This is a genomic window from Burkholderia sp. BCC0506 (assembly GCF_902833145.1).
Lineage (GTDB): Bacteria > Pseudomonadota > Gammaproteobacteria > Burkholderiales > Burkholderiaceae > Burkholderia.
In genome coordinates, this window is the sequence record NZ_CADFEN010000009.1 from 52,732 (window position 1) to 73,787 (window position 21,056).

At 67.0% G+C, this 21,056-nt stretch carries 24 protein-coding genes; 15 read left to right on the plus strand and 9 right to left on the minus strand.

The features are described 5' to 3' along the window. Positions 1-231: 231 nt before the first annotated feature. Both nadA and nadC read left to right on the plus strand, forming a co-directional pair. Positions 232-1,368, plus strand: coding sequence for a quinolinate synthase NadA (gene nadA, locus HWX62_RS21085; protein WP_175930462.1), 1,137 nt, complete (start codon positions 232-234; stop codon positions 1,366-1,368). Further along, entirely contained in the window at positions 1,365-2,246 is an 882-nt protein-coding gene (nadC, locus tag HWX62_RS21090) for a carboxylating nicotinate-nucleotide diphosphorylase (protein ID WP_175930463.1), read from the plus strand. The genes nadA and nadC overlap by 4 nt, the downstream gene beginning before the upstream one ends. A gap of 102 nt (positions 2,247-2,348) precedes the next feature. On the opposite strand, the gene nadB is transcribed toward nadC, so the two are convergent. The 4 genes from nadB to radC all read right to left on the minus strand — a co-directional run bounded on the left by nadB (position 2,349) and on the right by radC (position 5,526). After that, positions 2,349-3,935 carry an L-aspartate oxidase gene (gene nadB, locus HWX62_RS21095; RefSeq protein ID WP_175930464.1) on the minus strand — a complete coding sequence of 529 codons (1,587 nt, stop codon included), beginning with the start codon at positions 3,933-3,935 and terminating at the stop codon, positions 2,349-2,351. Positions 3,936-4,096: 161 nt separating this feature from the next. Beyond that, the gene (gene rpmG / locus HWX62_RS21100) at positions 4,097-4,264 is read right to left on the minus strand and encodes a 50S ribosomal protein L33 (RefSeq protein WP_006478046.1); all 168 of its coding nucleotides are present in this window, start codon (positions 4,262-4,264) and stop codon (positions 4,097-4,099) included. 17 nt (positions 4,265-4,281) lie between these two features. Further along, positions 4,282-4,515, minus strand: coding sequence for a 50S ribosomal protein L28 (rpmB, locus tag HWX62_RS21105; RefSeq protein WP_004186391.1), 234 nt, complete (start codon positions 4,513-4,515; stop codon positions 4,282-4,284). 237 nt (positions 4,516-4,752) lie between these two features. After that, a complete protein-coding gene (radC, locus tag HWX62_RS21110) occupies positions 4,753-5,526 on the minus strand; it encodes a DNA repair protein RadC (RefSeq protein ID WP_175930465.1) in 774 nt (257 codons plus the stop codon). 136 nt (positions 5,527-5,662) lie between these two features. Between radC and HWX62_RS21115 the strand changes: the two genes are divergently transcribed. From HWX62_RS21115 to HWX62_RS21150, 8 genes are all read left to right on the plus strand, one after another. Then, complete coding sequence (locus HWX62_RS21115; protein ID WP_034208176.1) at positions 5,663-6,118, plus strand: peptidylprolyl isomerase; 456 nt, start codon at positions 5,663-5,665, stop codon at positions 6,116-6,118. 2 nt (positions 6,119-6,120) lie between these two features. Beyond that, complete coding sequence (ispH, locus tag HWX62_RS21120; protein WP_006488968.1) at positions 6,121-7,101, plus strand: 4-hydroxy-3-methylbut-2-enyl diphosphate reductase; 981 nt, start codon at positions 6,121-6,123, stop codon at positions 7,099-7,101. Between the two features lie 269 nt (positions 7,102-7,370). Then, entirely contained in the window at positions 7,371-8,015 is a 645-nt protein-coding gene (locus tag HWX62_RS21125; protein WP_175930466.1) for an amino acid-binding protein, read from the plus strand. A 211-nt stretch (positions 8,016-8,226) separates the two neighbouring features. Then, positions 8,227-9,177, plus strand: coding sequence for a branched-chain amino acid ABC transporter permease (locus HWX62_RS21130; RefSeq protein WP_175930467.1), 951 nt, complete (start codon positions 8,227-8,229; stop codon positions 9,175-9,177). A 19-nt stretch (positions 9,178-9,196) separates the two neighbouring features. Next, the gene (locus tag HWX62_RS21135) at positions 9,197-10,366 is read left to right on the plus strand and encodes an ABC transporter ATP-binding protein (RefSeq protein ID WP_175930468.1); all 1,170 of its coding nucleotides are present in this window, start codon (positions 9,197-9,199) and stop codon (positions 10,364-10,366) included. Positions 10,367-10,389: 23 nt separating this feature from the next. Next, a complete protein-coding gene (locus tag HWX62_RS21140; RefSeq protein WP_175930469.1) occupies positions 10,390-11,166 on the plus strand; it encodes an ABC transporter ATP-binding protein in 777 nt (258 codons plus the stop codon). Beyond that, positions 11,166-11,882, plus strand: coding sequence for an ABC transporter ATP-binding protein (locus tag HWX62_RS21145; RefSeq protein WP_175930470.1), 717 nt, complete (start codon positions 11,166-11,168; stop codon positions 11,880-11,882). Before HWX62_RS21140 ends, HWX62_RS21145 begins: the two co-directional genes overlap by 1 nt. Positions 11,883-12,105: 223 nt before the next feature. Further along, a complete protein-coding gene (locus HWX62_RS21150; protein ID WP_175930471.1) occupies positions 12,106-12,777 on the plus strand; it encodes a DUF2278 family protein in 672 nt (223 codons plus the stop codon). Here the strand turns inward: HWX62_RS21150 and HWX62_RS21155 are convergent. The 3 genes from HWX62_RS21155 to HWX62_RS21165 all read right to left on the minus strand — a co-directional run bounded on the left by HWX62_RS21155 (position 12,767) and on the right by HWX62_RS21165 (position 15,779). Next, positions 12,767-13,255, minus strand: coding sequence for a GNAT family acetyltransferase (locus HWX62_RS21155; RefSeq protein WP_175930472.1), 489 nt, complete (start codon positions 13,253-13,255; stop codon positions 12,767-12,769). The two genes, HWX62_RS21150 and HWX62_RS21155, sit on opposite strands and share 11 nt — an antisense overlap. 13 nt (positions 13,256-13,268) lie before the next feature. Next, entirely contained in the window at positions 13,269-14,453 is a 1,185-nt protein-coding gene (locus tag HWX62_RS21160; RefSeq protein ID WP_175930473.1) for an acetylornithine transaminase, read from the minus strand. A 294-nt stretch (positions 14,454-14,747) separates the two neighbouring features. After that, positions 14,748-15,779 carry a CDP-6-deoxy-delta-3,4-glucoseen reductase gene (locus HWX62_RS21165; protein WP_175930474.1) on the minus strand — a complete coding sequence of 344 codons (1,032 nt, stop codon included), beginning with the start codon at positions 15,777-15,779 and terminating at the stop codon, positions 14,748-14,750. A 107-nt stretch (positions 15,780-15,886) separates the two neighbouring features. Between HWX62_RS21165 and HWX62_RS21170 the strand changes: the two genes are divergently transcribed. Next, positions 15,887-16,924 carry an NAD-dependent epimerase/dehydratase family protein gene (locus tag HWX62_RS21170; RefSeq protein WP_175930475.1) on the plus strand — a complete coding sequence of 346 codons (1,038 nt, stop codon included), beginning with the start codon at positions 15,887-15,889 and terminating at the stop codon, positions 16,922-16,924. On the opposite strand, the gene HWX62_RS21175 is transcribed toward HWX62_RS21170, so the two are convergent. Then, positions 16,907-17,095: a hypothetical protein gene (locus tag HWX62_RS21175; RefSeq protein WP_050017523.1), complete on the minus strand. Its 189-nt coding sequence runs from the start codon at positions 17,093-17,095 to the stop codon at positions 16,907-16,909. The two genes, HWX62_RS21170 and HWX62_RS21175, sit on opposite strands and share 18 nt — an antisense overlap. A 105-nt stretch (positions 17,096-17,200) precedes the next feature. Then, positions 17,201-17,917 (minus strand): 16S rRNA pseudouridine(516) synthase, encoded by a 717-nt coding sequence (locus tag HWX62_RS21180; protein WP_175930476.1) that lies wholly within the window; start codon positions 17,915-17,917, stop codon positions 17,201-17,203. A gap of 114 nt (positions 17,918-18,031) precedes the next feature. Between HWX62_RS21180 and copC the strand changes: the two genes are divergently transcribed. From copC to HWX62_RS21200, 4 genes are all read left to right on the plus strand, one after another. After that, positions 18,032-18,406: a copper homeostasis periplasmic binding protein CopC gene (copC, locus tag HWX62_RS21185; RefSeq protein ID WP_175930477.1), complete on the plus strand. Its 375-nt coding sequence runs from the start codon at positions 18,032-18,034 to the stop codon at positions 18,404-18,406. Between the two features lie 66 nt (positions 18,407-18,472). Next, positions 18,473-18,973 (plus strand): DinB family protein, encoded by a 501-nt coding sequence (locus HWX62_RS21190; RefSeq protein WP_175930478.1) that lies wholly within the window; start codon positions 18,473-18,475, stop codon positions 18,971-18,973. Between the two features lie 179 nt (positions 18,974-19,152). Continuing rightward, entirely contained in the window at positions 19,153-19,926 is a 774-nt protein-coding gene (locus HWX62_RS21195; RefSeq protein ID WP_175930479.1) for an SDR family oxidoreductase, read from the plus strand. A gap of 166 nt (positions 19,927-20,092) precedes the next feature. Next, entirely contained in the window at positions 20,093-21,019 is a 927-nt protein-coding gene (locus HWX62_RS21200) for a LysR family transcriptional regulator (protein ID WP_175930480.1), read from the plus strand. Positions 21,020-21,056: the final 37 nt, after the last annotated feature.

Here is a 21,056-nt window from a genome sequence, read left to right on the forward strand (position 1 = left end):
TCACAAACCCCGCGTTGGCGGGGTTTTTTCATTTGGGCCGCCGGTTTTGGGCAGATGACCGGCGGTGCCGGAATTCGTATGAGGCTTGGGCCGGTGCGGACGTGGCGCGCGCCCGGGCGAGCGTACGGGATGGGCTGGAGTGAAGGCCGAAACGCCACCTCCGGCCGACCGCGAAGCATGGGGCAGGAGTCAGTGCTGAAGCACGCGCTCCTGCCGACAGGAGATATGGAGATGCAATCGACGATCAAATCCGTCGAGTACGACCGGCCGGTTTCGGCAGGGACCGTCTGTAGTGTCGGGCAAGCATGGGCCAAGGTGCCCGATGCGCCGTCCGCCGAAGAGCGCGCCGCCCTCAAGGCGCGCATCAAGGCACTGCTCGCCCGCGAGAAGGCCGTGCTCGTCGCCCACTACTACGTGGATGCCGAACTGCAGGAACTGGCCGACGAAACGGGCGGCTGCGTGGCGGATTCGCTCGAAATGGCCCGCTTCGGCCGCGATCACGACGCGCAGACGCTGGTCGTCGCCGGCGTGCGCTTCATGGGCGAGACCGCGAAGATCCTGAGCCCGAACAAACGGATCCTGATGCCCGATCTCGACGCGACCTGTTCGCTCGACCTCGGCTGCCCGGTCGACGAATTCTCGGCATTCTGCGATGCGCATCCGGACCGTACCGTCGTCGTCTACGCGAACACCAGCGCGGCCGTGAAGGCGCGCGCGGACTGGATGGTCACGTCGTCGATCGGCCTCGAGATCGTGGCCGATCTGCACGCGCGCGGCGAAAAGATCATCTGGGCGCCGGACCGCCATCTCGGCAGCTATATCCAGAAGAAGACCGGCGCGGACATGCTGCTGTGGCAGGGCTCGTGCCTGGTCCACGACGAGTTCAAGGGCATCGAGCTCGACCTGCTGCGCGCCGAATATCCGGACGCGAAGGTGCTCGTCCATCCCGAGTCGCCGGAAAACGTCGTGGCGCAGGCCGATGTCGTCGGTTCGACCACGCAGCTGATCGATGCGGCCGTGAAGCTCGACGCGCAGCGCTTCATCGTCGCGACCGATCTCGGCATCCTGCACAAGATGCAGCTTGCCGCGCCCGGCAAGACCTTCATTGCCGCGCCGACGGCCGGCAACAGCGCGACCTGCAAGAGTTGCGCGCATTGCCCGTGGATGGCGATGAACGGCCTCGCGAACCTCGCCGACGTGCTCGAACGCGGTCACAACGAGATCTTCGTCGATCCCGCGATCGGCGAGCGCGCGCGTTTGCCGATCGACCGGATGCTCGAATTCGCGGCCGCGCACAAGAAGCGCGTGCAGGCGAGCGGCGACCTGCAGCGCGACCAGCCACTGTTCGCGAACGTGGGGGCGGCATGAGCCACGCCGTATCCCCGCTGTTCGAAGCCGTTCGCGCTCAATACGGCGCGGCATTCGACGAGGCGATCGCACGCAACGTGGCCGATGCGATCGCCGAAGACGTCGGTGCCGGCGACCAGACCGGGCGCCTCGTGCCGGCCGACGAGCGCCGCCGTGCGCGCATCATCGTGCGCGAGGAGGCCGTGCTGTGCGGCGTGCCGTGGTTCGAGGCCGTGATCGCGCGGATCGATCCGTCGATCGTCGTGCAATGGCGCTATCGCGAAGGCGACCGGATGACGCCGGATTCGACCGTCTGCGAACTCGACGGGCCGGCGCGCGCGCTGCTGACGGCCGAGCGCAACGGGCTGAACTTTCTGCAGTTGCTGTCGGGCGTCGCGACGGCGACGCGCCGTTACGTCGATCGCGTGGAGGGCACGCGCGCGAAGATCCTCGATACGCGCAAGACGCTGCCGGGGCTGCGGCTCGCGCAGAAGTACGCGGTGCGCGTGGGCGGCGGCGAAAACCAGCGTCTCGCGCTGTACGACGGCATCCTGATCAAGGAGAACCACATCGCGGCGGCAGGTGGTGTCGGCGAGGCGCTCGATGCAGCGTTCGCACTCGAATCGGGCGTGCCGGTGCAGATCGAAGTCGAGACGCTTGCGCAGCTCGACACGGCGCTCGCGCATGGCGCGCAGTCGGTGTTGCTCGACAACTTCACGCTGGACATGATGCGCGAAGCGGTGCGCGTCGCGGCCGGCAAGGCCGTGCTCGAAGTATCGGGCGGCGTCAACTTCGATACGGTGCGTACGTTCGCGGAGACGGGTGTCGATCGCATCTCGATCGGCGCGCTGACGAAGGATGTGCGCGCGACGGACTATTCGATGCGGATCGTCGACTGACCGAACGTCGTCCGATCAGACAAAAAGGCCGCTGGCGCACACACGCCAACGGCCTTTTTTCTTGTGCTGCGGCTGCAGCCGGGAAGGGCGGCGGCGTGCCGCTCAGCGGCGCACGCGCGGCGTGAGCACGCTCGGCAATGCCTTCGGCAGCGTGTGCGGCCAGTCGCGGCTGTAGTGCAGCCCGCGGCTTTCGCGGCGCGAGTGCGCGCTCTTCACGATCAGCGTGGCGACATCGACGAGATTGCGCAGTTCGAGCAGATCGCGCGTCACGCGGAAGTTCGCGTAGTACTCGTGGATCTCGTCGCGCAGCAGCGACAGTCGATGTTTCGCGCGTTCGAGGCGCTTGTCGGTGCGTACGATGCCGACGTAGTTCCACATCAGGCGGCGCAGTTCGTCCCAGTTGTGCGCCACGACGACTTCCTCGTCCGCGTCCGACACGCGGCTCTCGTCCCACGCGGGCAGCGTGGCCGGCGTGTCGGCGTCGAAGCCGGCCGCTTCGATCGCCTCGGCTGCCGCGCGGCCGATCACGAGACATTCGAGCAGCGAGTTGCTCGCGAGCCGGTTCGCGCCGTGCAGCCCCGTGTACGACGTCTCGCCGACCGCGTACAGGCCGGCGAGATCGGTGCGCCCGGCGAGATCGGTGACGACGCCGCCGCACGTATAGTGCGCGGCCGGCACGACGGGAATCGGCTCTTTCGCGATGTCGATGCCGAATTCGAGGCAGCGCGCATGAATCATCGGGAAATGTTCGCGCAGGAACGCTTCCGGCTGATGGCTGATGTCGAGATACACGCAGTCGATCCCGCGCTTCTTGATCTCGAAGTCGATCGCGCGCGCGACGATGTCGCGCGGCGCGAGTTCGGCGCGCGGATCGTGCGCGGGCATGAAGCGCGTGCCGTCGGGCAATTTCAGCAGGCCGCCTTCGCCGCGCACGGCCTCCGAAATCAGGAACGATTTCGCATACGGATGGAACAGGCAGGTCGGGTGGAACTGGATGAATTCCATGTTCGACACGCGGCAGCCGGCGCGCCAGGCCATCGCGATGCCGTCGCCAGTCGCGGTGTCGGGGTTCGTCGTGTACAGGTAGACCTTGCCGGCGCCGCCGGTGGCGAGCACCGTGTGCGGCGCCTCGATCGTGATCGTGCGGTCGTTGTCGACGTCGAGCGCATACAGGCCGTGACAGCGGCGGCCGGGCAGGCCGAGCCGGTCGGACGTGATCAGGTCGATCGCGTGGTGGTTTTCGAAGAACGTGATGTTCGGATGCTGGCGCGCGCGTTCCGACAGCGTCGCGAGCACCGCATGGCCGGTCGCATCGGCCGCGTGGATGATCCGGCGGTGGCTGTGGCCGCCTTCGCGCGTCAGGTGAAAGCCGAGTTCGGCCGCGTCGTCCTTCGTGAACGGCACGCCTTGCGAGATCAGCCACTCGATGGCTTCGCGGCCGTGCTCGACGATGTAGCGCGTCGCGCCTTCGTCGCACAGGCCGCCACCGGCGACCAGCGTGTCGTCGACGTGGTTCTCGATGCTGTCCGCCGAGTCGAGGACCGCCGCGATCCCGCCCTGCGCGTTATCGCTGGCCCCCTCCATCATCGAACGTTTCGCGATCAGCGCGACACGTCGCGTGCTGGCCAGATTGAGTGCGACCGACAGCCCTGCCAGGCCGCTGCCGACGATCGCCACGTCGAATTTCATGCTGCATCTCCATCGTTACGCTTTTCGATCTTGCGTTCCGTCGGCTGTCGCCGCGGAAAGGGGAGAGCATACCGCGTCGGGGGCCCGCGCGTGCGCGCAAAACAAAAAGCCCCGCATGTGCGGGGCTTTTCGGTCGCCGTCAGGCTGGCAGAAACCGGAGATTACTTGATCTTGGTTTCTTTGTATTCAACGTGCTTGCGGACGACGGGATCGAACTTCTTGATCGCCATCTTTTCCGGCATGTTGCGCTTGTTCTTCGTGGTCGTGTAGAAGTGACCCGTACCAGCGGTCGACTCGAGCTTGATCTTGTCGCGTGCGCCTTTTGCCATGATTGTGCTCCTTGGGCTTAGGCTTCGCCGCGTGCGCGCAGGTCAGCGAGCACGGAATCGATGCCGTTCTTGTCGATCAGGCGCAGGCCGGCGTTCGAGACGCGCAGACGCACCCAGCGGTTTTCGCTCTCCACCCAGAACCGGCGGTTTTGCAGGTTCGGCAGGAAGCGGCGCTTCGTCTTGTTGTTGGCGTGGGAAACGTTGTTGCCGCTCATCGGCGCTTTCCCAGTTACTTGGCATACGCGTGCCATGAGAGCACTCCTAATACGCTAAATTCGGGGTTCGATCGCCGGTGAAGGTTCCATCGTACCGCCACGTGATCCATGGCTGCACTCAGAACGCCGTAGCCCTTACAGACAAGGCCCTTCGATGGCTAGAACTGGTTGGAAAAAAGACAGACGGCGATTCTAGCAGAAAAAGTTCAGAAAAATCAAACCTAATTTCGCTTCGCCGTTGCGGCGCCCTGGGATGGGCCGCCGCGCCACAGTCTACAGCCAACCGGCCCGCGCGAACGAGAAAGTATCGCTGACGCCGACGACGACGTGATCGAGCAGCCGCACGTCGACGAGCTCGAGCGCGTCTTTCAGCACGCGAGTCAGGCGGCGGTCTTCCGCGCTCGGCTGCACCGCGCCCGACGGATGGTTGTGCGCGACGATCAGCGCCGCGGCGTTGTGTTGCATCGCCCGGCGCACGATCTCGCGCGGGTAGACGGCCATGCGCGTGAGCGAGCCGCGCGCGATTTCCTCCATGTCGATCAGCCGGTTGCGCGCGTCCAGGTAGACCGCCATGAACACTTCGTACTGGCGCGTGCCGATCTTCAGGCGCAAACAATCCTCGACGGCGCCGGGCGAGTCGATCTGCATCCGTTCTTCCGCTTTCTCCACCAGCATGCGCCGCGCGATCTCGGTGACCGCGACGAGCCGCGCGGAGCGTGCGGGGCCGATGCCCGGGTGCGCCTCGAAATCGTCGGCGCTCGCTTCGAGCAGCCCGCGCAACGTACCGAACTGGTCGACCAGTGCGCGGGCGGTGACGAATACGTCGTGACCGGGTTTGCCGGTGCCGAGCAGCAGCGCGATCAGCTCGTCGTCGGTCAGCGCGGCCGGCCCGCGCTCCAGCAGCCGTTCGCGCGGCCGCTCGGGGCGCCAGTCGCCCGGACGGCGCCTGCGCCGGTTGATCGGGATGACGCGGGCGGGCGGCTCGGCCGGTGCGTCGGCGGGGTCGCGGCACTCGGCCGACGGCAGGATGAGGCAGGGTGACGGCATGGTCGGAACTCCATTCGGCGGCGGGCGGCGTGCGCGACGTCGTCGCACTTTCCGCCTTGCACGCTCAGGTGACTTACAATATTGGCTTTGCGCCGGGCCATTCGGCCGTATCGGGCGCCGACTGAACGAGTAATTCATGAGCCTCATCGATCTATCCGAAGTGAAGCCCGGTTCCCACGTCACGTTGCATTACCGGCTGGCACTGGCCGACGGCGCCGACATCGTCAACACCTTCTCGGACAAGCCGGCCACGCTGTTGCTGGGGGCGGGGCAACTGGCGCCGTCGCTGGAACAGATTCTGCTCGGGCTCAGGGTCGGTGACCATTCGACTTTTCAGCTAGCCCCCGATCAGGGGTTCGGCCCCCGCAATCCCGACATGCTCCAGCGCGTGACGCTGTCCACGCTGCGCGAGAACGGGATGGTCGGCGACGATTTCACGCCGGGCGAACTCATCGAGTTCAACGCACCGGATGGCGGTCGCTACGCGGGCGTGCTGAAGGAGGTCGGCGAGACCTCCGCGCTGTTCGACTTCAATCATCCGCTCGCGGGCCAGGCGCTCACGTTCGAAGTGAAAATCATCGGAATCCTGTAATCATGAGTACCACCGATACGCTGTCCGGGCAGACCGTCGCCGCCGACGCCGAAATCCTGCTGGCCCAGCCGCGCGGTTTCTGCGCGGGCGTCGATCGCGCGATCGAGATCGTCGAGCGCGCCATCGCGATGCACGGCGCGCCGATCTACGTGCGTCACGAAATCGTCCACAACAAGTACGTGGTCGAGGATCTGAAGAAGAAGGGCGCGATCTTCGTCGAGGAACTCGAGGAAGTGCCGGCCGGCAACACCGTGATCTTCAGTGCGCACGGCGTGTCGAAGGCCGTGCGCGACGAGGCCGACGTGCGCGGGCTGCGCATTTACGACGCAACCTGCCCGCTCGTCACGAAGGTGCACGTCGAAGTGGCGAAGATGCGCCAGGACGGCGTCGACATCGTCATGATCGGGCACAAGGGCCATCCCGAAGTCGAAGGCACGATGGGCCAGGTCGAGCGCGGCATGCACCTCGTCGAAAGCGTCGAGGACGTGCAGAAGCTCGAGCTCGCCGATCCCGAGCGCATCGCGCTCGTCACGCAGACGACGCTGTCCGTCGACGACGCGGCCGAGATCATCGGCGCGCTGAAGGCGAAGTATCCGAAGATCCGCGAGCCGAAGAAGCAGGACATCTGCTATGCGACGCAGAACCGCCAGGACGCGGTGAAGTTCATGGCGCCGCAATGCGATGTCGTGATCGTGGTCGGCAGTCCGAACAGCTCGAACTCGAGCCGGCTGCGCGAAGTGGCCGAAAAGCGCGGCGTGGCCGCGTACATGGTCGACGCACCCGACCAGATCGATCCGGCATGGGTTGCCGGCAAGCGCCGCATCGGCGTGACGGCCGGCGCGTCGGCGCCCGAGGTGCTCGCCCAGGCCGTGATCGCGCGGCTGCGCGAACTCGGCGTGCGCAACGTCCGCGCACTCGACGGCATCGAGGAAAACGTGTCGTTTCCGCTGCCGCGCGGGTTGAACCTGCCGCCCGCCGCCTGATTGCCGCATCGCACCCTGCGGAACACCGAAGCGCGCCGTCCCGGCGCGCTTTTTTTGTGCCGCCAAATTCCAATCGCAACCATTATTCCCGATCATGGTGCAACCCGGTTGCTCCCATTGCGCCTGATCGCGTCTCAAAATTGGTTGCAATGCAGGAAAACCCCATCGAATCAGGATTATTGGCGTCCTATAAATGGAGTTACAATGCGCCCGTTTTCAAGCCGGAATGGCTTTGAAACGGGTTTTGGCAAGGCGCGGGAGACCATTCAATGCATGTGAAGTTGGCTTACGCCGTGTCCGTCGCCGCACCGGTTGCAATGCTTGCCGGCTGCAGCAAAAAGAGCGACGACGGGGCGGGCAGGGAGGCTGCGGGGTTCGCGGCACCATCGGCCAGCGGCGTGCGCGTCGCCGGAACCGGACGTGCGGCGCCATCGGCGCGCCGTATCGCGCAACTGGGCAGGGACAAGGAAAACGGGGCACGTTTGACGATCGAGGAAATCAACGCGCTTGGCCTGACGCGCGGGCCGGCAGCGGGCATGCTGGCTGCGTCGCGGCAAGCCGCCGGTCGACGGACGCCGGACGATCGCGGCGTTGCCGAAAGCGTGCCGAGGCCACTGTCCCTCCTTCAATTCGATTCGACGAAACAGCGCGCCGCCGCGCCCCACCGTGGCGTGGCGCGTCGTCTGGTTCGTACGATGGATTCCGATGCAGTCCTGACGACAGTCGGGCGCGGCTGCCGCAATGCCTTGCCGGGCGACGCGGCGCGGAATCCGATCCGTCCGGGCGCGATGCTTGCATGGCACTGGACGGGCCAAGGCACGGATGCCGGGAAACCGGACGACGGCCGTCTCGGCATGCTGCCCCACGACTTCAAGGAGGCCACGAACACCGTCCTCGATGTCGTGACGATTTAGCGACGGGACTCATGACGGCACCGGAACAGTGCGGTGCCGTTTTTGTATCCGCTCCGGCGGCAGGTCCGGCCGTACAGGCCGGGCGGCGCGCGCCGGGACGATCCACCCTTACCGGTATCGACTAGTACCCGCAGTGTCGCCGAGAAGGCGCGATTCCTCGCTTACCCGCGGGGCGCAACGTCCTCCGGCCGCACGGGCCAAGGAGCTTTAAATGGATATTTTCGTCCAGCAGGTTCTCAACGGGCTGGTGCTCGGCAGTGTGTACGCCATCATCGCGTTGGGATACACGATGGTGTACGGCATTCTCGGCATCATCAACTTCGCGCACGGCGACGTGCTGATGATCGGCGCGATGGTCGCGCTGTCGGCCATCACCGTGCTGCAGAACCACTTTCCCGAACTCGGCAACGTCGCGACGCTGACGATCGGCCTGGGCATCGCCGCGGTCGTCTGTGCGTTCGTCGGCTTCACGATCGAACGCGTCGCGTACCGGCCGCTGCGCCGCGCGCCGCGTCTCGCGCCGCTGATCACCGCGATCGGCGTGTCGATCCTGCTGCAGACGGCTGCGATGATCATCTGGTCGCGCAACCCGCTGCCGTTCCCGCAATTGCTGCCGACCGACCCGATCAACGTGATCAAGGCGACCGACACGACGCCCGGCGCCGTGATCTCGGTCACTGAAATCGTGATCATCGCGGTCGCGTTCATCGTGATGGGCGGCCTGCTGCTGCTCGTGCACAAGACCAAGCTCGGCCGCGCGATGCGCGCGATCGCCGAAAGCCCGAACACGGCGAGCCTGATGGGCGTGAACCCGAACTTCGTGATCTCGGCGACGTTCATGATCGGCTCCGCGCTCGCCGCGCTGGCCGGCGTGATGATCGCGTCCGAATACGGCAACGTGCACTTCTACATGGGCTTCATCCCCGGCATGAAGGCGTTCACCGCGGCGGTGCTCGGCGGCATCGGCAACCTCGGCGGCGCGATGGTCGGCGGTGTGCTGCTCGGCCTGATCGAGCAGCTCGGCGCGGGCTACATCGGCAACCTCACGGGCGGCGTATTCGGCAGCAACTACCAGGACGTGTTCGCGTTCATCGTGCTGATCATCGTGCTGGTGTTCCGTCCGTCGGGCCTGCTGGGCGAACGTGTCGCGGACCGCGCGTAACGGAAGGGGAGCAAACAACATGACATCCATTCAACCGATCGAATCGTCGACGTCGCTCGTCGAAGAGCGCAACACCGCCAAGACCGTCGTCATCGGCATCCTGACCGCCGCCCTCGTGATCGCCGCGCCGATCGTGATCGGCTCGGCCGGCGGCAACTACTGGGTCCGCGTGCTCGACTTCGCGATGCTGTACGTGATGCTCGCACTGGGCCTGAACGTGGTGGTCGGCTTCGCCGGCCTGCTCGACCTCGGCTACATCGCGTTCTACGCGGTGGGCGCCTACACGGCGGCGCTCCTGAGCTCGCCGCACCTGACCTCGCAGTTCGAGTGGATCGCGGCGCTCGCGCCGGCCGGCCTGCACGTGCCGTTCCTGCTCATCGTGCCGATCGCGATGGCGTTGGCGGCGACCTTCGGGATCCTGCTCGGCGCGCCGACGCTGCGCCTGCGCGGCGACTACCTGGCGATCGTCACGCTCGGCTTCGGTGAAATCGTCCGGATCTTCATGAACAACCTCGACCGTCCGGTGAACATCACCAACGGCCCGAAGGGGATCACGGGCATCGACCCGGTGCACGTCGGCGGCTTCAACCTGTCGCAGACGCATACGCTGTTCGGCTTCCAGCTGCCGTCGGTCTACATGTACTACTACCTGTTCGTGCTCTGCTCGCTGCTGGTGATCTGGGTGTGTACGCGTCTGCAGCACTCGCGTATCGGCCGCGCGTGGGCAGCGATCCGCGAGGACGAGATCGCGGCGAAGGCGATGGGCATCAACACCCGTAACGTGAAGCTGCTCGCGTTCGCGATGGGCGCGTCGTTCGGCGGCCTGTCGGGCGCGATGTTCGGCGCGTTCCAGGGCTTCGTGTCGCCGGAGTCGTTCACGTTCTGGGAATCGATCGTCGTGCTGGCCTGCGTGGTGCTCGGCGGCATGGGCCACATCCCGGGCGTGATCCTCGGCGCGGTGCTGCTCGCGATCTTCCCGGAATTCCTGCGCTCGACGATGAGCCCGCTGCAGCACGCGCTGTTCGGTCATGACATCGTCGATACCGAAGTGATCCGTCAGGCGCTGTACGGCCTCGCGATGGTGATCATCATGCTGTACCGCTCGGAAGGCCTGTGGCCCGCGCCGAAGCATGAGGACAAGATCGCGAAACTGGCGAAGCGCAACAGCAAGAAGCCGGTGCGCGCTTAACCAACGGACAAGGGGATAAACACATGAGCGACAAGCAAATCCGACTGTCCGTCTCGGGCGTGAACAAGCGCTTCGGCGGGCTGCAGGCGCTGTCCGACGTCGGCCTGCAGATCAGGGAAGGCGAGATCTACGGGCTGATCGGCCCGAACGGCGCGGGCAAGACCACGTTCTTCAACGTGATCACGGGCCTCTACACGCCGGACTCCGGCGACTTCAAGCTGGACGGCCAGAACTACACGCCGACGGCCGTGCACCAGGTCGCGAAGGCCGGCATCGCACGTACGTTCCAGAACATCCGCCTGTTCGGCGGGATGACGGCGCTCGAGAACGTGATGGTGGGCCGCCACGTGCGCACCAAGCACGGTCTGCTGGGCGCGGTGTTCCAGACGCCGGCCGAACGCCAGGAAGAGCGCGAGATCAAGGAACGCGCGATCGAGCTGCTCGAATACGTGGGCGTGCTGCAGTACGCCGACTACACGTCGCGCAACCTGTCGTACGGCCACCAGCGCCGCCTGGAAATCGCCCGGGCGCTTGCGACCGACCCGAAGCTGCTCGCGCTCGACGAGCCGGCGGCCGGGATGAACGCGACCGAGAAGGTCGAACTCACGCGCCTGCTCGACAAGATCCGTTCGGACGGCCGCACGATTCTGCTGATCGAGCACGACGTGAAGCTCGTGATGGGGCTGTGCAACCGGATGACGGTGCTCGATTACGGCAAGGTGATCGCCGAGGGTCTGCCGCAGGACGTGCAGAAGGACCCGAAGGTGATTGAGGCATATCTCGGCGCAGGGGTGCACTGATGGCAGCGGCAATGTTGAAAATCAAGGGCTTGCAGGTCAACTACGGCGGCATCCAGGCCGTCAAGGGCGTCGACATGGAAGTCCGTCAGGGCGAGCTCGTGACGCTGATCGGTGCGAACGGCGCCGGCAAGACCACGACGATGAAGGCGATCACGGGTCTCAAGCCGTACTCGGCGGGCGACATCGAGTACGACGGCAAGTCGATCAAGGGCATCCCGCCGCACGAGCTGCTCAAGCGCGGCCTCGCGATGGTGCCGGAAGGCCGCGGGATCTTCGCGCGGATGTCGATCGTCGAGAACATGCAGATGGGCGCGTACCTGCGCAACGACAAGGAGCAGATCAAGAAGGACGTCGACCGGATGTTCGGCTTCTTCCCGCGCCTGAAGGAACGGGCGACGCAGCTCGCGGGCACGTTGTCGGGCGGCGAGCAGCAGATGCTGGCGATGTCGCGCGCGATTCTGTCCAAGCCGAAGCTGCTGCTGCTCGACGAGCCGTCGATGGGCCTGTCGCCGATCATGGTCGAGAAGATCTTCGAAGTGGTGCGCGAGATCTCGAAGGAGGGCATCACGGTGCTGCTGGTCGAGCAGAACGCGCGCCTCGCGCTGCAGGCGGCCGACCGCGGCTACGTGATGGATTCGGGCACGGTCACGATGGAAGGCGATGCGAAGCAGATGCTCGACGATCCGAAGGTGCGCGCCGCGTATCTGGGCGAGTAAGCGATGGAATGAGCGGGCCCGGTTGCGCAGGTCGCACGCGGGCTGTCGAAAAGCCGTCACGGGAGAAACCGTGACGGCTTTTTTTCGTGTTGCGCGATTCGCGTCGAACTATGCGCGCAAGGCCGACGCCATTCGACTGTTGCGCCGCGCATGCGGCTGGCCGTCGGCAAACCGACACGCGGGCCGCGTAACATCGATGACCCATCGGGCACGGAGAACACGGATGAGTCTGAACTACGGTTTCGTGAAGGCGAAGGTGACGTCGGTGGCGAAGTTGAAGGGCTCGCCGCACGGCAGCGAGATCCAGTATCACGTCCACCTGACGCTGGCGCTGCCGACCGGCGACTGGGACGTCGCGATCAACGTCGGTACCAGTGACGCGGACGACTTGCTGAACTACAAGCTCGTCTACGACTTCCACCATCCGGTCACGCAGACGCTCGCCGCCGCGGCCGAAGGCTATACCGACCTGACGGGGCAGGCCGCGCTGCCCGCGCTCGACTACCTGCGCAGCGACATCCTGGACGAGACCGGCGCGTGGCGCGCGAGCGCGGTGATGGACGGCACCGAGCATCCGGAGCCGATTCCGTCGCTGCTGCGGCTCGTGAACGCCGCGCAGTCGCAGGGGCTCGACGTCGTCGTGTTCGGTCGCACCTACAGGGAAGGCAACGGCATCCACGACACGCACATGAACCAGGGCTCGACCGGCGCGAACTATCTGCACCGCGCCGGCGACGATCACAACGATCACAACGACGTGTGGCAGGACGGCGCGCTGATCGTACGCGTGAGCGACACGCAATGGGCCGCGTATTTCGCGGCATTCGAGCAGCAGGCCGTGCCGACCGACGCGCTCGGCAACCCGCTGCCGGGCGCGGGGCCGATCACGCGCTGAACGGAGGCGACGGCCGGCCGTGTCGGGCGGCCGGCAGCGTCTTGCCGAACGAGATGCGTTCCTCGACGCGATAGCCGAGCGCCGCGTAGAAGCGGCACGCGTCGTCGTTGCCGGGCAGCACCTGCAGGTTGATCTTCAGGCAGCCGCGCGCGGCGAGCGCACTTTCCGCATGCGCGATCAGCGCGCGGCCGACGCCGAGCCGGCGCGCGTCGTGCGCGACGCCGAACGAGTAGAGCCAGCCGCGATGTCCGTCGAACCCGGCCATCAGCGTGCCGACGACGCGCGCGCCGCTGGCCGCGACGAAGAACAGTTCCGGCTGCGTCGCGAGCTTCAGCTCGATCGATCGCAGCGGATCGCGGTGCGGCGGCCCACCGGGTTCGTCGTACTGCGGGAACGCGTCGCGCCATACCGCGAGCACGGCATCGGTGTCGGCGCGTTCGAACGGGCGGATAACGACAGCATCGGCGGCGGCATCCATCGCGGCGGTCTCCTTACAGCGTGTCGAGGATCGACCGCAGCATTGCCATCATCTGGTCGATTTCGTCGGTCGTCACGTTCAGCGCGGGCATGAAGCGCAGCAGGTTCGGGCGTGCGGCGTTGAGCAGCAGGCCGTCGGGCTGCATGTCGCGCGCCTTCTCGACGATCTGCGGGCCGATGTCCTTGCCGAGCAGCAGCGCGCGCAGCAGGCCTTCGCCGCGTTCGCCCTCGAAGCCGCGCTCCTCCGACAGCTCGAGCAGCTTGCGCTTGAGATACTCGCCGCGTGCACGCACGCCTTCGAGAAAGCCGGGCGCGACGAGCTGCGAGATGACCGAATAGCCGGCCGCCGTCATCAGCGGGTTGCCGTTGTACGTGCCGCCCTGGTCGCCGGCCTCGAACACCGCGACATCGGCCTTCGACAGCAGCGCCGCGAGCGGCACGCCGCTGCCGATGCCCTTGCCGAGCGTCATGATGTCCGGCTCGATGCCGGCGAGTTCGTATGCGAACAGCGTGCCTGCGCGGCCGCAGCCGCTCTGCACTTCGTCGACGATCAGCAGCAGGTTGTGCTGCTTCGTCAGCGCGCGCAGCGCCTGCATGAATTCGCGCGTCGCCGGAATCACGCCGCCTTCGCCCTGGATCGGTTCGAGCATCACGGCGACGGTCTTGTCGGTGATCAGCTTCTCGACCGAGTTGATGTTGTTCAGCTCGGCTTTCGGGAAGCCCGGCACCTGCGGTGCGTAGATCGTGTCCCAGCCCGGCTTGCCGCTGGCCGACATCGTCGCGAGCGTGCGGCCGTGGAAGCTGTGGTCGAACGTGATGATCTCGTACGCGCCGTTTTTGAACTTGCGGCCCCACTTGCGCGCGAGCTTGATCGCGCCTTCGTTCGCCTCGGCGCCGCTGTTCGTGAAGAACACCTTGTCGAACACGCTGTGCTGCGTGAGCAGGCCCGCGAGCTTCGCCATCGGCTCGTTGTAGAACGCCGGCGACGGGTTCAGCAGTTTCTCGGCCTGCGTCTTCAGTGCTTCGACGACACCGTCGTTGCAGTGGCCGAGACTGTTGACGGCCCACCCCTGGATGAAGTCCAGATAGCGCTTGCCCGTGTGATCGTAGAGCCACGAACCCTTGCCGTGCGTAAACACGATGTCGGGGCGGTTCGTGATGTACATCAGCGAGTCGATCGGATAATCGTTCAGGGGCATGGCAGCAGACTCCAGCGGACGTTGAAAGGGAAACGGGCAATAAAAAAGCCACGGAAGGCCGTGGCTGGTGGGTCGAACAGCTTGTGCGTAACCGGTGAAGCGGAGGAGGGTTACGCGCGAGTCCGTGACGAGCCGGCGGCATCCGGGCGGAGCGGCGAGCGGCGACGTCGGAGAGCGGACAGGAAGCGGTTCATGTGCGCAAGCATAAGGCATCCCGCGCCCCACTGTAAACCGCCGCGATGCCACGGATGTGACACAGGCGGCGCGCAGCGCAGGCGCGGGCGCGCCCGGTGCTCAGACCGGATGCGCGAGATCGGCGGCGCTCGTGAACGAGTCGGCGTAGAACTCGTCGGCGGGCAGCGCGTGGTGCTGCGTGAAGTCGCGCTGCGCGGATTCGACCATCACCGGCGCACCGCACGCATACACCTGGTGGCCGGACAGATCGGGCAGGTCCTCGATCACCGCGCGATGGACGAAGCCGGTGCGGCCCGTCCACTGGTCGGCGTCGTCCGGCTCGGAGAGCACCGGCACGTACTTGAAGTTCGGGATCTCCCGCGCCCACTGCTCGGCGAGCTCGGCGAGGTAGATGTCCTTCTTGCGGCGCGCGCCCCAGTAGAGCGTCATCGGGCGCGTGATGCCCGAATGCTTGACGTGCTCGATGATCGCCTTGATCGGCGCGAAGCCGGTGCCCGACGCGAGCAGCACGATCGGCTTGTCGGAATCCTCGCGCAGGAAGAACGTGCCGAGCGGGCCTTCGAAGCGCAGGATGTCGCGCTCCTTCATCGCGCCGAACACGTGATCGGTGAACTTGCCGCCCGGCATGTGGCGGATGTGCAGCTCGATCGGGCCCTCCTCGTGCGGCGCGTTCGCCATCGAGTAGCTGCGGCGCGAGCCGTCCTTCAGGATGAACTCGACGTACTGGCCCGCGAGGTACTGCAGGCGTTCGTTGGCAGGCAACTGCAGCTTCACGACCATCACGTCGTCCGCCTTGCGTTCGAGCGCGGCGATCCGGCACGGCAGCTTCTTGACCTGCACGCCGTCGACGCCGGCGATCTCGCGCACGTCGATCTCGAGATCGCATTGCGCCTTCGCGCAGCACAGCAGCGCGAGGCCGCGCGTACGTTCGTCGTTGGACAGCGCCGACGCGGCGTGCGGGCCCTGTTCGATCTGGCCCGACACGATCTGGCCCTTGCATGAGCCGCACGCGCCGTTCTTGCAGCCGTACGGCAAATGGACGTTCTGGCGCAGCGCGGCCGCCAGCACGGTTTCGTCCGACTCGACCTGGAATTGCCGGCCGCTTTGCTTGAGAGTGACGTTGAATGCCATAGAACCAAACTAGAACAAAATGGGGGGACCGTGCATGTCGCGCACGGCAGCTACAATGCAAAGCCGTTGCGCGTCGCGCAACGGCGGCTACTGATTTCGCAACCAACATGATCGCGACTCGAATCCTGCGCCGGCCGCGCGTACTGATCGTCGGCTGCGGCGACGTCGGCATGCGCTGCGTCGCGCAATGGCGCGACACGCGCCGCAATCCGCGCATCCTCGCACTGACGAGCCACCCGGCCCGCCGCGACGAACTGCGCGCCGCGGGCGCGACGCCGATCGTCGGCGACCTCGATCGCCCGGCGACGCTCGCCCGTCTCGCGGGCCTCGCCCGCACGATCCTGCATCTCGCGCCGCCGCAGTCCGACGGCCGCGACGATCGGCGCACGCGTGCGCTGATCGCCGCAACGTCCATGCCCGCGCGCCGGCCGGCGACGCCGCCGGCACCGGCGCTCGGCCGGCTCCGAACGCTGCGCACCGCTGCGCGACAGGCCGGCGCGCCCGTTCGGGCAGCGCGTATTGTACCCGACGGCCTTCGCGCGCCGAGGCTCGTCTACGCCAGTACGACGGGCGTCTACGGCGACTGCGGCGGCGCGCGCATCGACGAAACGCACCCGCCGCGCCCCGCGAATCCGCGCGCGTTCCGGCGCGTGTCGGCCGAGCGGCAACTGCGTGCGGCGACGGTGCGCGGCGTGCTGTCCGCGCGCATCGTGCGCATTCCCGGCATCTATGCGGCGAACCGTCTGCCCATCGCGCGGCTCGAGCGCGGCACGCCGGCGCTCGAGCCGGCCGACGACGTGTACACGAACCACATTCACGCCGACGATCTCGCGGCGATCCTGCGTCGTGCGGCCGAGCGCGGCAAGCCGGCGCGCGTCGTGCACGCGTCGGACGACACCGAACTGCGGATGGGAGAGTATTTCGACCGGGTCGCGCGGGCACTCGGCCTGCCGAAGCCGCCGCGCGTCAGCCGCGCGGACGCGGAGCGTCTGCTCGAGCCGACGCTGCTGTCGTTCATGCGCGAGTCGCGGCGGCTGTCCAACACGCGGCTCAAGGCCGAATTGTGCGTGACGTTGCGCTATCCGACCGTAGACGATTTCCTTCAAACGCTCGCGCCGGGCAGCGCATCAGGTGAGCGCCGGTAGCGCCTCGATCAGCAGGAAGCACAGCAGCGCACCGATCAGCGCGCCGATCAGGTTCGGATGATATTTGTGCTTCAGATGCATCGCGGCCAGCAGGCCGCCGATCACGATGACGCCGATGACCGCGAACGCGATCATCACGGACGACAGTTCGAAAGAATGGTTGATGTTCATGATGTCCCCCCTGCATCGCTGCTCTTGCAGCTTGTGATTCGAGTATAGCGGGGGAACCTGCGGCCGAGCGGCGGCCGGACACCGAACGGTCGTGCGGATTTTCCCTTACAGGGTTTTGACGGGATTGCGCAGCGCGGCGAGGTCCGCTTCGTCGAGCCACCGCCATGCGCCGGGCGCGAGATCGGCCGGCAGCGCGAAGCCGCCGATGCTTTCGCGGTGCAGCAATTCGACGCGGTTGCTCGCCGCCGCGACCATTCGCTTGACCTGGTGGTACTTGCCCTCGAGCACGGTCAGCGCGAGTGCATGCGTGTCGCGGGCGTCCGCGGCGACGGCCGCGATCGGTTTCGGCTCGCCATGCAGTTGCACGCCGGTGCGCAGCGCGTGCAGTTGCGCGTCGTCGAGCGGGTGGCGCACGGTCGCGACGTAGGTCTTCGGCACCTTGCGCTTCGGCGACGTGTACGCATGCACGAACTGGCCGTCGTCCGACAGCAGCAGCAGGCCGGTCGTGTCCTGGTCGAGCCGGCCGACGCACTGCACGCCGCGCGCGACGAGCGGCGCCGGCAGCAGGCTGAACACGCTCGCATGGTGCTGCGGGTCGCGCGAACACTCGTAGCCGGCCGGCTTGTTCAGCGCGAGATACGCGCGCGCATGGAACGGCCACGCCGTATCGTCGACCGAGAACACGAGGCCGTCGGTGTCGAAGGTGGCGTCCGGGTCGGTCGCGGCGGCGCCCGCGACGGCGACGCGGCCCGCCTCGATCAGGCCGCGGCACTGGCGGCGCGAGCCGAAGCCCTGCGTGTAGAGAATGCTTTCGAGATCCATAGCGCGCGCATTCTATCAAGCGGCGGCGCATGGCCGGCATGAACGCGCACGCGCTGGTAAGCTGCCGGAACGCTGCGCGGTGCGCAGCGCCGGTTCATTCTTCACGGACAGCCCATGCGTTTCGATTCATTCCCGTTCGGTCGCCGCGCGGCCGCCGTCATCGTGGCCGCGACCGTTTCGTCGGCCGCGTTCGCGCACGCGCATCTCGCGAAGGGCGACCCGGCGGCGGGCGCGGCGCTGGCTGCCGCACCGGCGGCCGTCACGATCGACTTCACCGAGCCGCTGGAGCCGGCGTTCAGCTCGATCGTCGTCGTCGACGGCGACGGCAAGACGGTGTCGGACGGCCGCGCACGCGTCGACGCGTCGAACCGCAAGCGGATGACGGTGCCGCTCGCGGCGCCCGGCCCGGGCGCGTATACGGTGAAATGGGTGGCCGTCGCGACCGACGGGCATCGCACGCAGGGCGCGTATGGCTTCAGCGTGAAGTGACGCAACGGCGGCGGCAGGCCCGTGCCAGGGTTGCCGCCCGCCTTTATCCGACAGGGAGGCTTCTGCATGAACCCGACGACGCTCGACGCACTCGCCGATTTCCCCCGTCAGCTCGAAGCGCATTTCGCGGCCGTACCCGACGGCTATGCGCGCTGGACGCCCGACGACTGGACCGGCATCCCGAGCGAGCATTTCTCGCCGCTCGGCCAGCTCTGCCACGTGCGCGACATCGAGATCGACGGCTACCACGTGCGGCTGCGGCGCATGCTCGACGAAGACCGGCCGCTGCTCGTCTCGATCGACGGCGACGCGCTCGCGAGCGAGCGGCGCTACAACGACGCGTATGCGTCCGACGTGCTCGCCGCGATCCGCGATGCACGGCGCGAGACGCTGGCGCTGCTGTCGCGCCTCACGCCCGAACAATTCGCGCGTACCGGCGAATTCGACGGCTACGGCCCGCTGACCGTGCGCGGGCTCGTCCATTACCTGTGCAGCCACGACCAGCAGCATCTGGCCGGCATGCAGTGGCTGCTCGGCAAGATCGACGCGGCGCTGCACGCGCGCTGAGCCGGCCGGCGGCCGCGCAATCCACGGCAGAATCCGGTGTCGCCGTCGGTACGGAAGGCAACATTGCGCGGCTCCGATTGGAACGTTTTTCTGGATAATCCATCCAGCCGCGGCCGGCTGATCGGCGCGTCGCGCATGCCTACACTCCTAGCTTCGTTCAACGAAAAAAGGAGTCAACCGTGGCAACTCATACGCTCGCAGACAAGGTCGTCCTGATCGCAGGCGGCGCGAAGAATCTCGGCGGCCTGATCGCCCGGGACCTGGCGGGCCACGGCGCGAAGGCGGTGGCGATTCACTACAACAGCGCGGCGTCGCAGGCGCAGGCCGAGGAGACGGCCGCCGCGGTGCGCGCGGCCGGCGCGCAAGCCGCGACGTTCCAGGCGGACCTGACGACGGCTGCCGCGGTCGAGAAGCTGTTCGCCGACGCGAAGCAGCGCTTCGGCAAGATCGACATCGCGATCAACACGGTCGGCAAGGTGCTGAAGAAGCCGTTCACCGAGATCAGCGAGGCCGAGTACGACGAGATGTTCGCGGTCAACAGCAAGTCGGCGTTCTTCTTCATCAAGGAAGCCGGCCGGCACCTCGAGGATCACGGCAAGCTCGTCACGCTCGTGACGTCGCTGCTCGGCGCGTTCACGCCGTTCTACGCGGCATACGAAGGATCGAAGGCGCCGGTCGAGCACTTCACGCGCGCGGCGTCGAAGGAGTACGGCGCGCGCGGGATCTCGGTCACCGCCGTCGGGCCGGGCCCGATGGATACGCCGTTCTTCTATCCGGCCGAAGGCGCCGATGCGGTCGCGTATCACAAGACGGCCGCCGCGCTGTCGCCGTTCAGCAAGACCGGGCTGACGGACATCGAGGATGTCGTGCCGTTCATCCGCCATCTGGTGACCGACGGCTGGTGGATCACCGGCCAGACGATCCTGATCAACGGCGGCTATACGACCAAGTAACCGGGCCGCTTGCGGCCGCGCGGCGCACCGCACTGGCGCGTTTGCGTGGACAATGGACGGGCGCGCGGCCACGAGGCCGCGCGCCCGTTTTTTTCGTGCCGCCGAAGCCGGCCGCGATGCGCGGCGAGGCGGCGGTGAGCGTCGTTCGAACCCGGGTTTCCCGCCGATGGACAAGCTGGATCAGGTCAGGATCTTCCTGCAGGTTGCCGAGATGGGCAGCTTCATCAAGGCCGCGCATGCGCTCGACGTGCCGCGCGCGACTGTGTCGGCGGCCGTCCAGCAGCTCGAGACGGCGCTCGGCACGCGGCTGCTGCACCGCACGACGCGCCAGGTGCAGCCGACCGCCGACGGTGCGCTGCTGCTCGAACGCGGCCGGCGCCTGCTCGCGGAGGCCGACGAACTCGACCGCCTGTTCCGGCGCCGCGACCGCGACGTGGTCGGGCGGCTGAACGTCGACGTGCCGAGCCGGATCGCGCGCCGCGTCGTGGCGCCCGCGCTGCCGTCGCTGTTTCGCCTCTACCCGAAGCTGCAACTGTCGCTCGGGTCGACGGACCGCACGATCGACCTCGTGCAGGAGGGCGTCGATTGCGCGATCCGCGTCGGGCGGCTCACGGACAGCAGCCTCGTCGTGCGGCCGCTCGGGCGATTCACGTTGATCAACTGCGCGAGCCCCGACTATCTGCGCGAATGCGGCGTGCCCGAGCGTCCGGATGCGCTCGCGCACGGGCACTGGGCGGTCGGCTATGCGTCGCCGACGACGGGGCGCGAGCTCGGCTGGGAATACTGCGCCGATGGGCGGCGGCACATGCTGACGCTGCCGAGCCGCGTGATCGTCAACAACGCCGAAACCTACATCGCGAGTTGCGTCGCGGGAATGGGGCTGATCCAGATTCCGCGCTTCGACGTCGAGCATCTGCTGGCAAGCGGCGCGCTCGTCGACGTGATGCCCGGCCATCGCGCCGAGCCGATGGACGTGTCGGCCGTGTATCCGCACCGGCGGCATCGCTCGCGGCGGCTCAACGCGTTCATCGAGTGGTTCGCGGAGTTGATGGCGCAGGCGTTGAACGACGCGGGCGCGAGCGGCGGCGCCTGAGCGCGGCACCGTGCCGGTGTCCGCGCGCCGCGCGTGC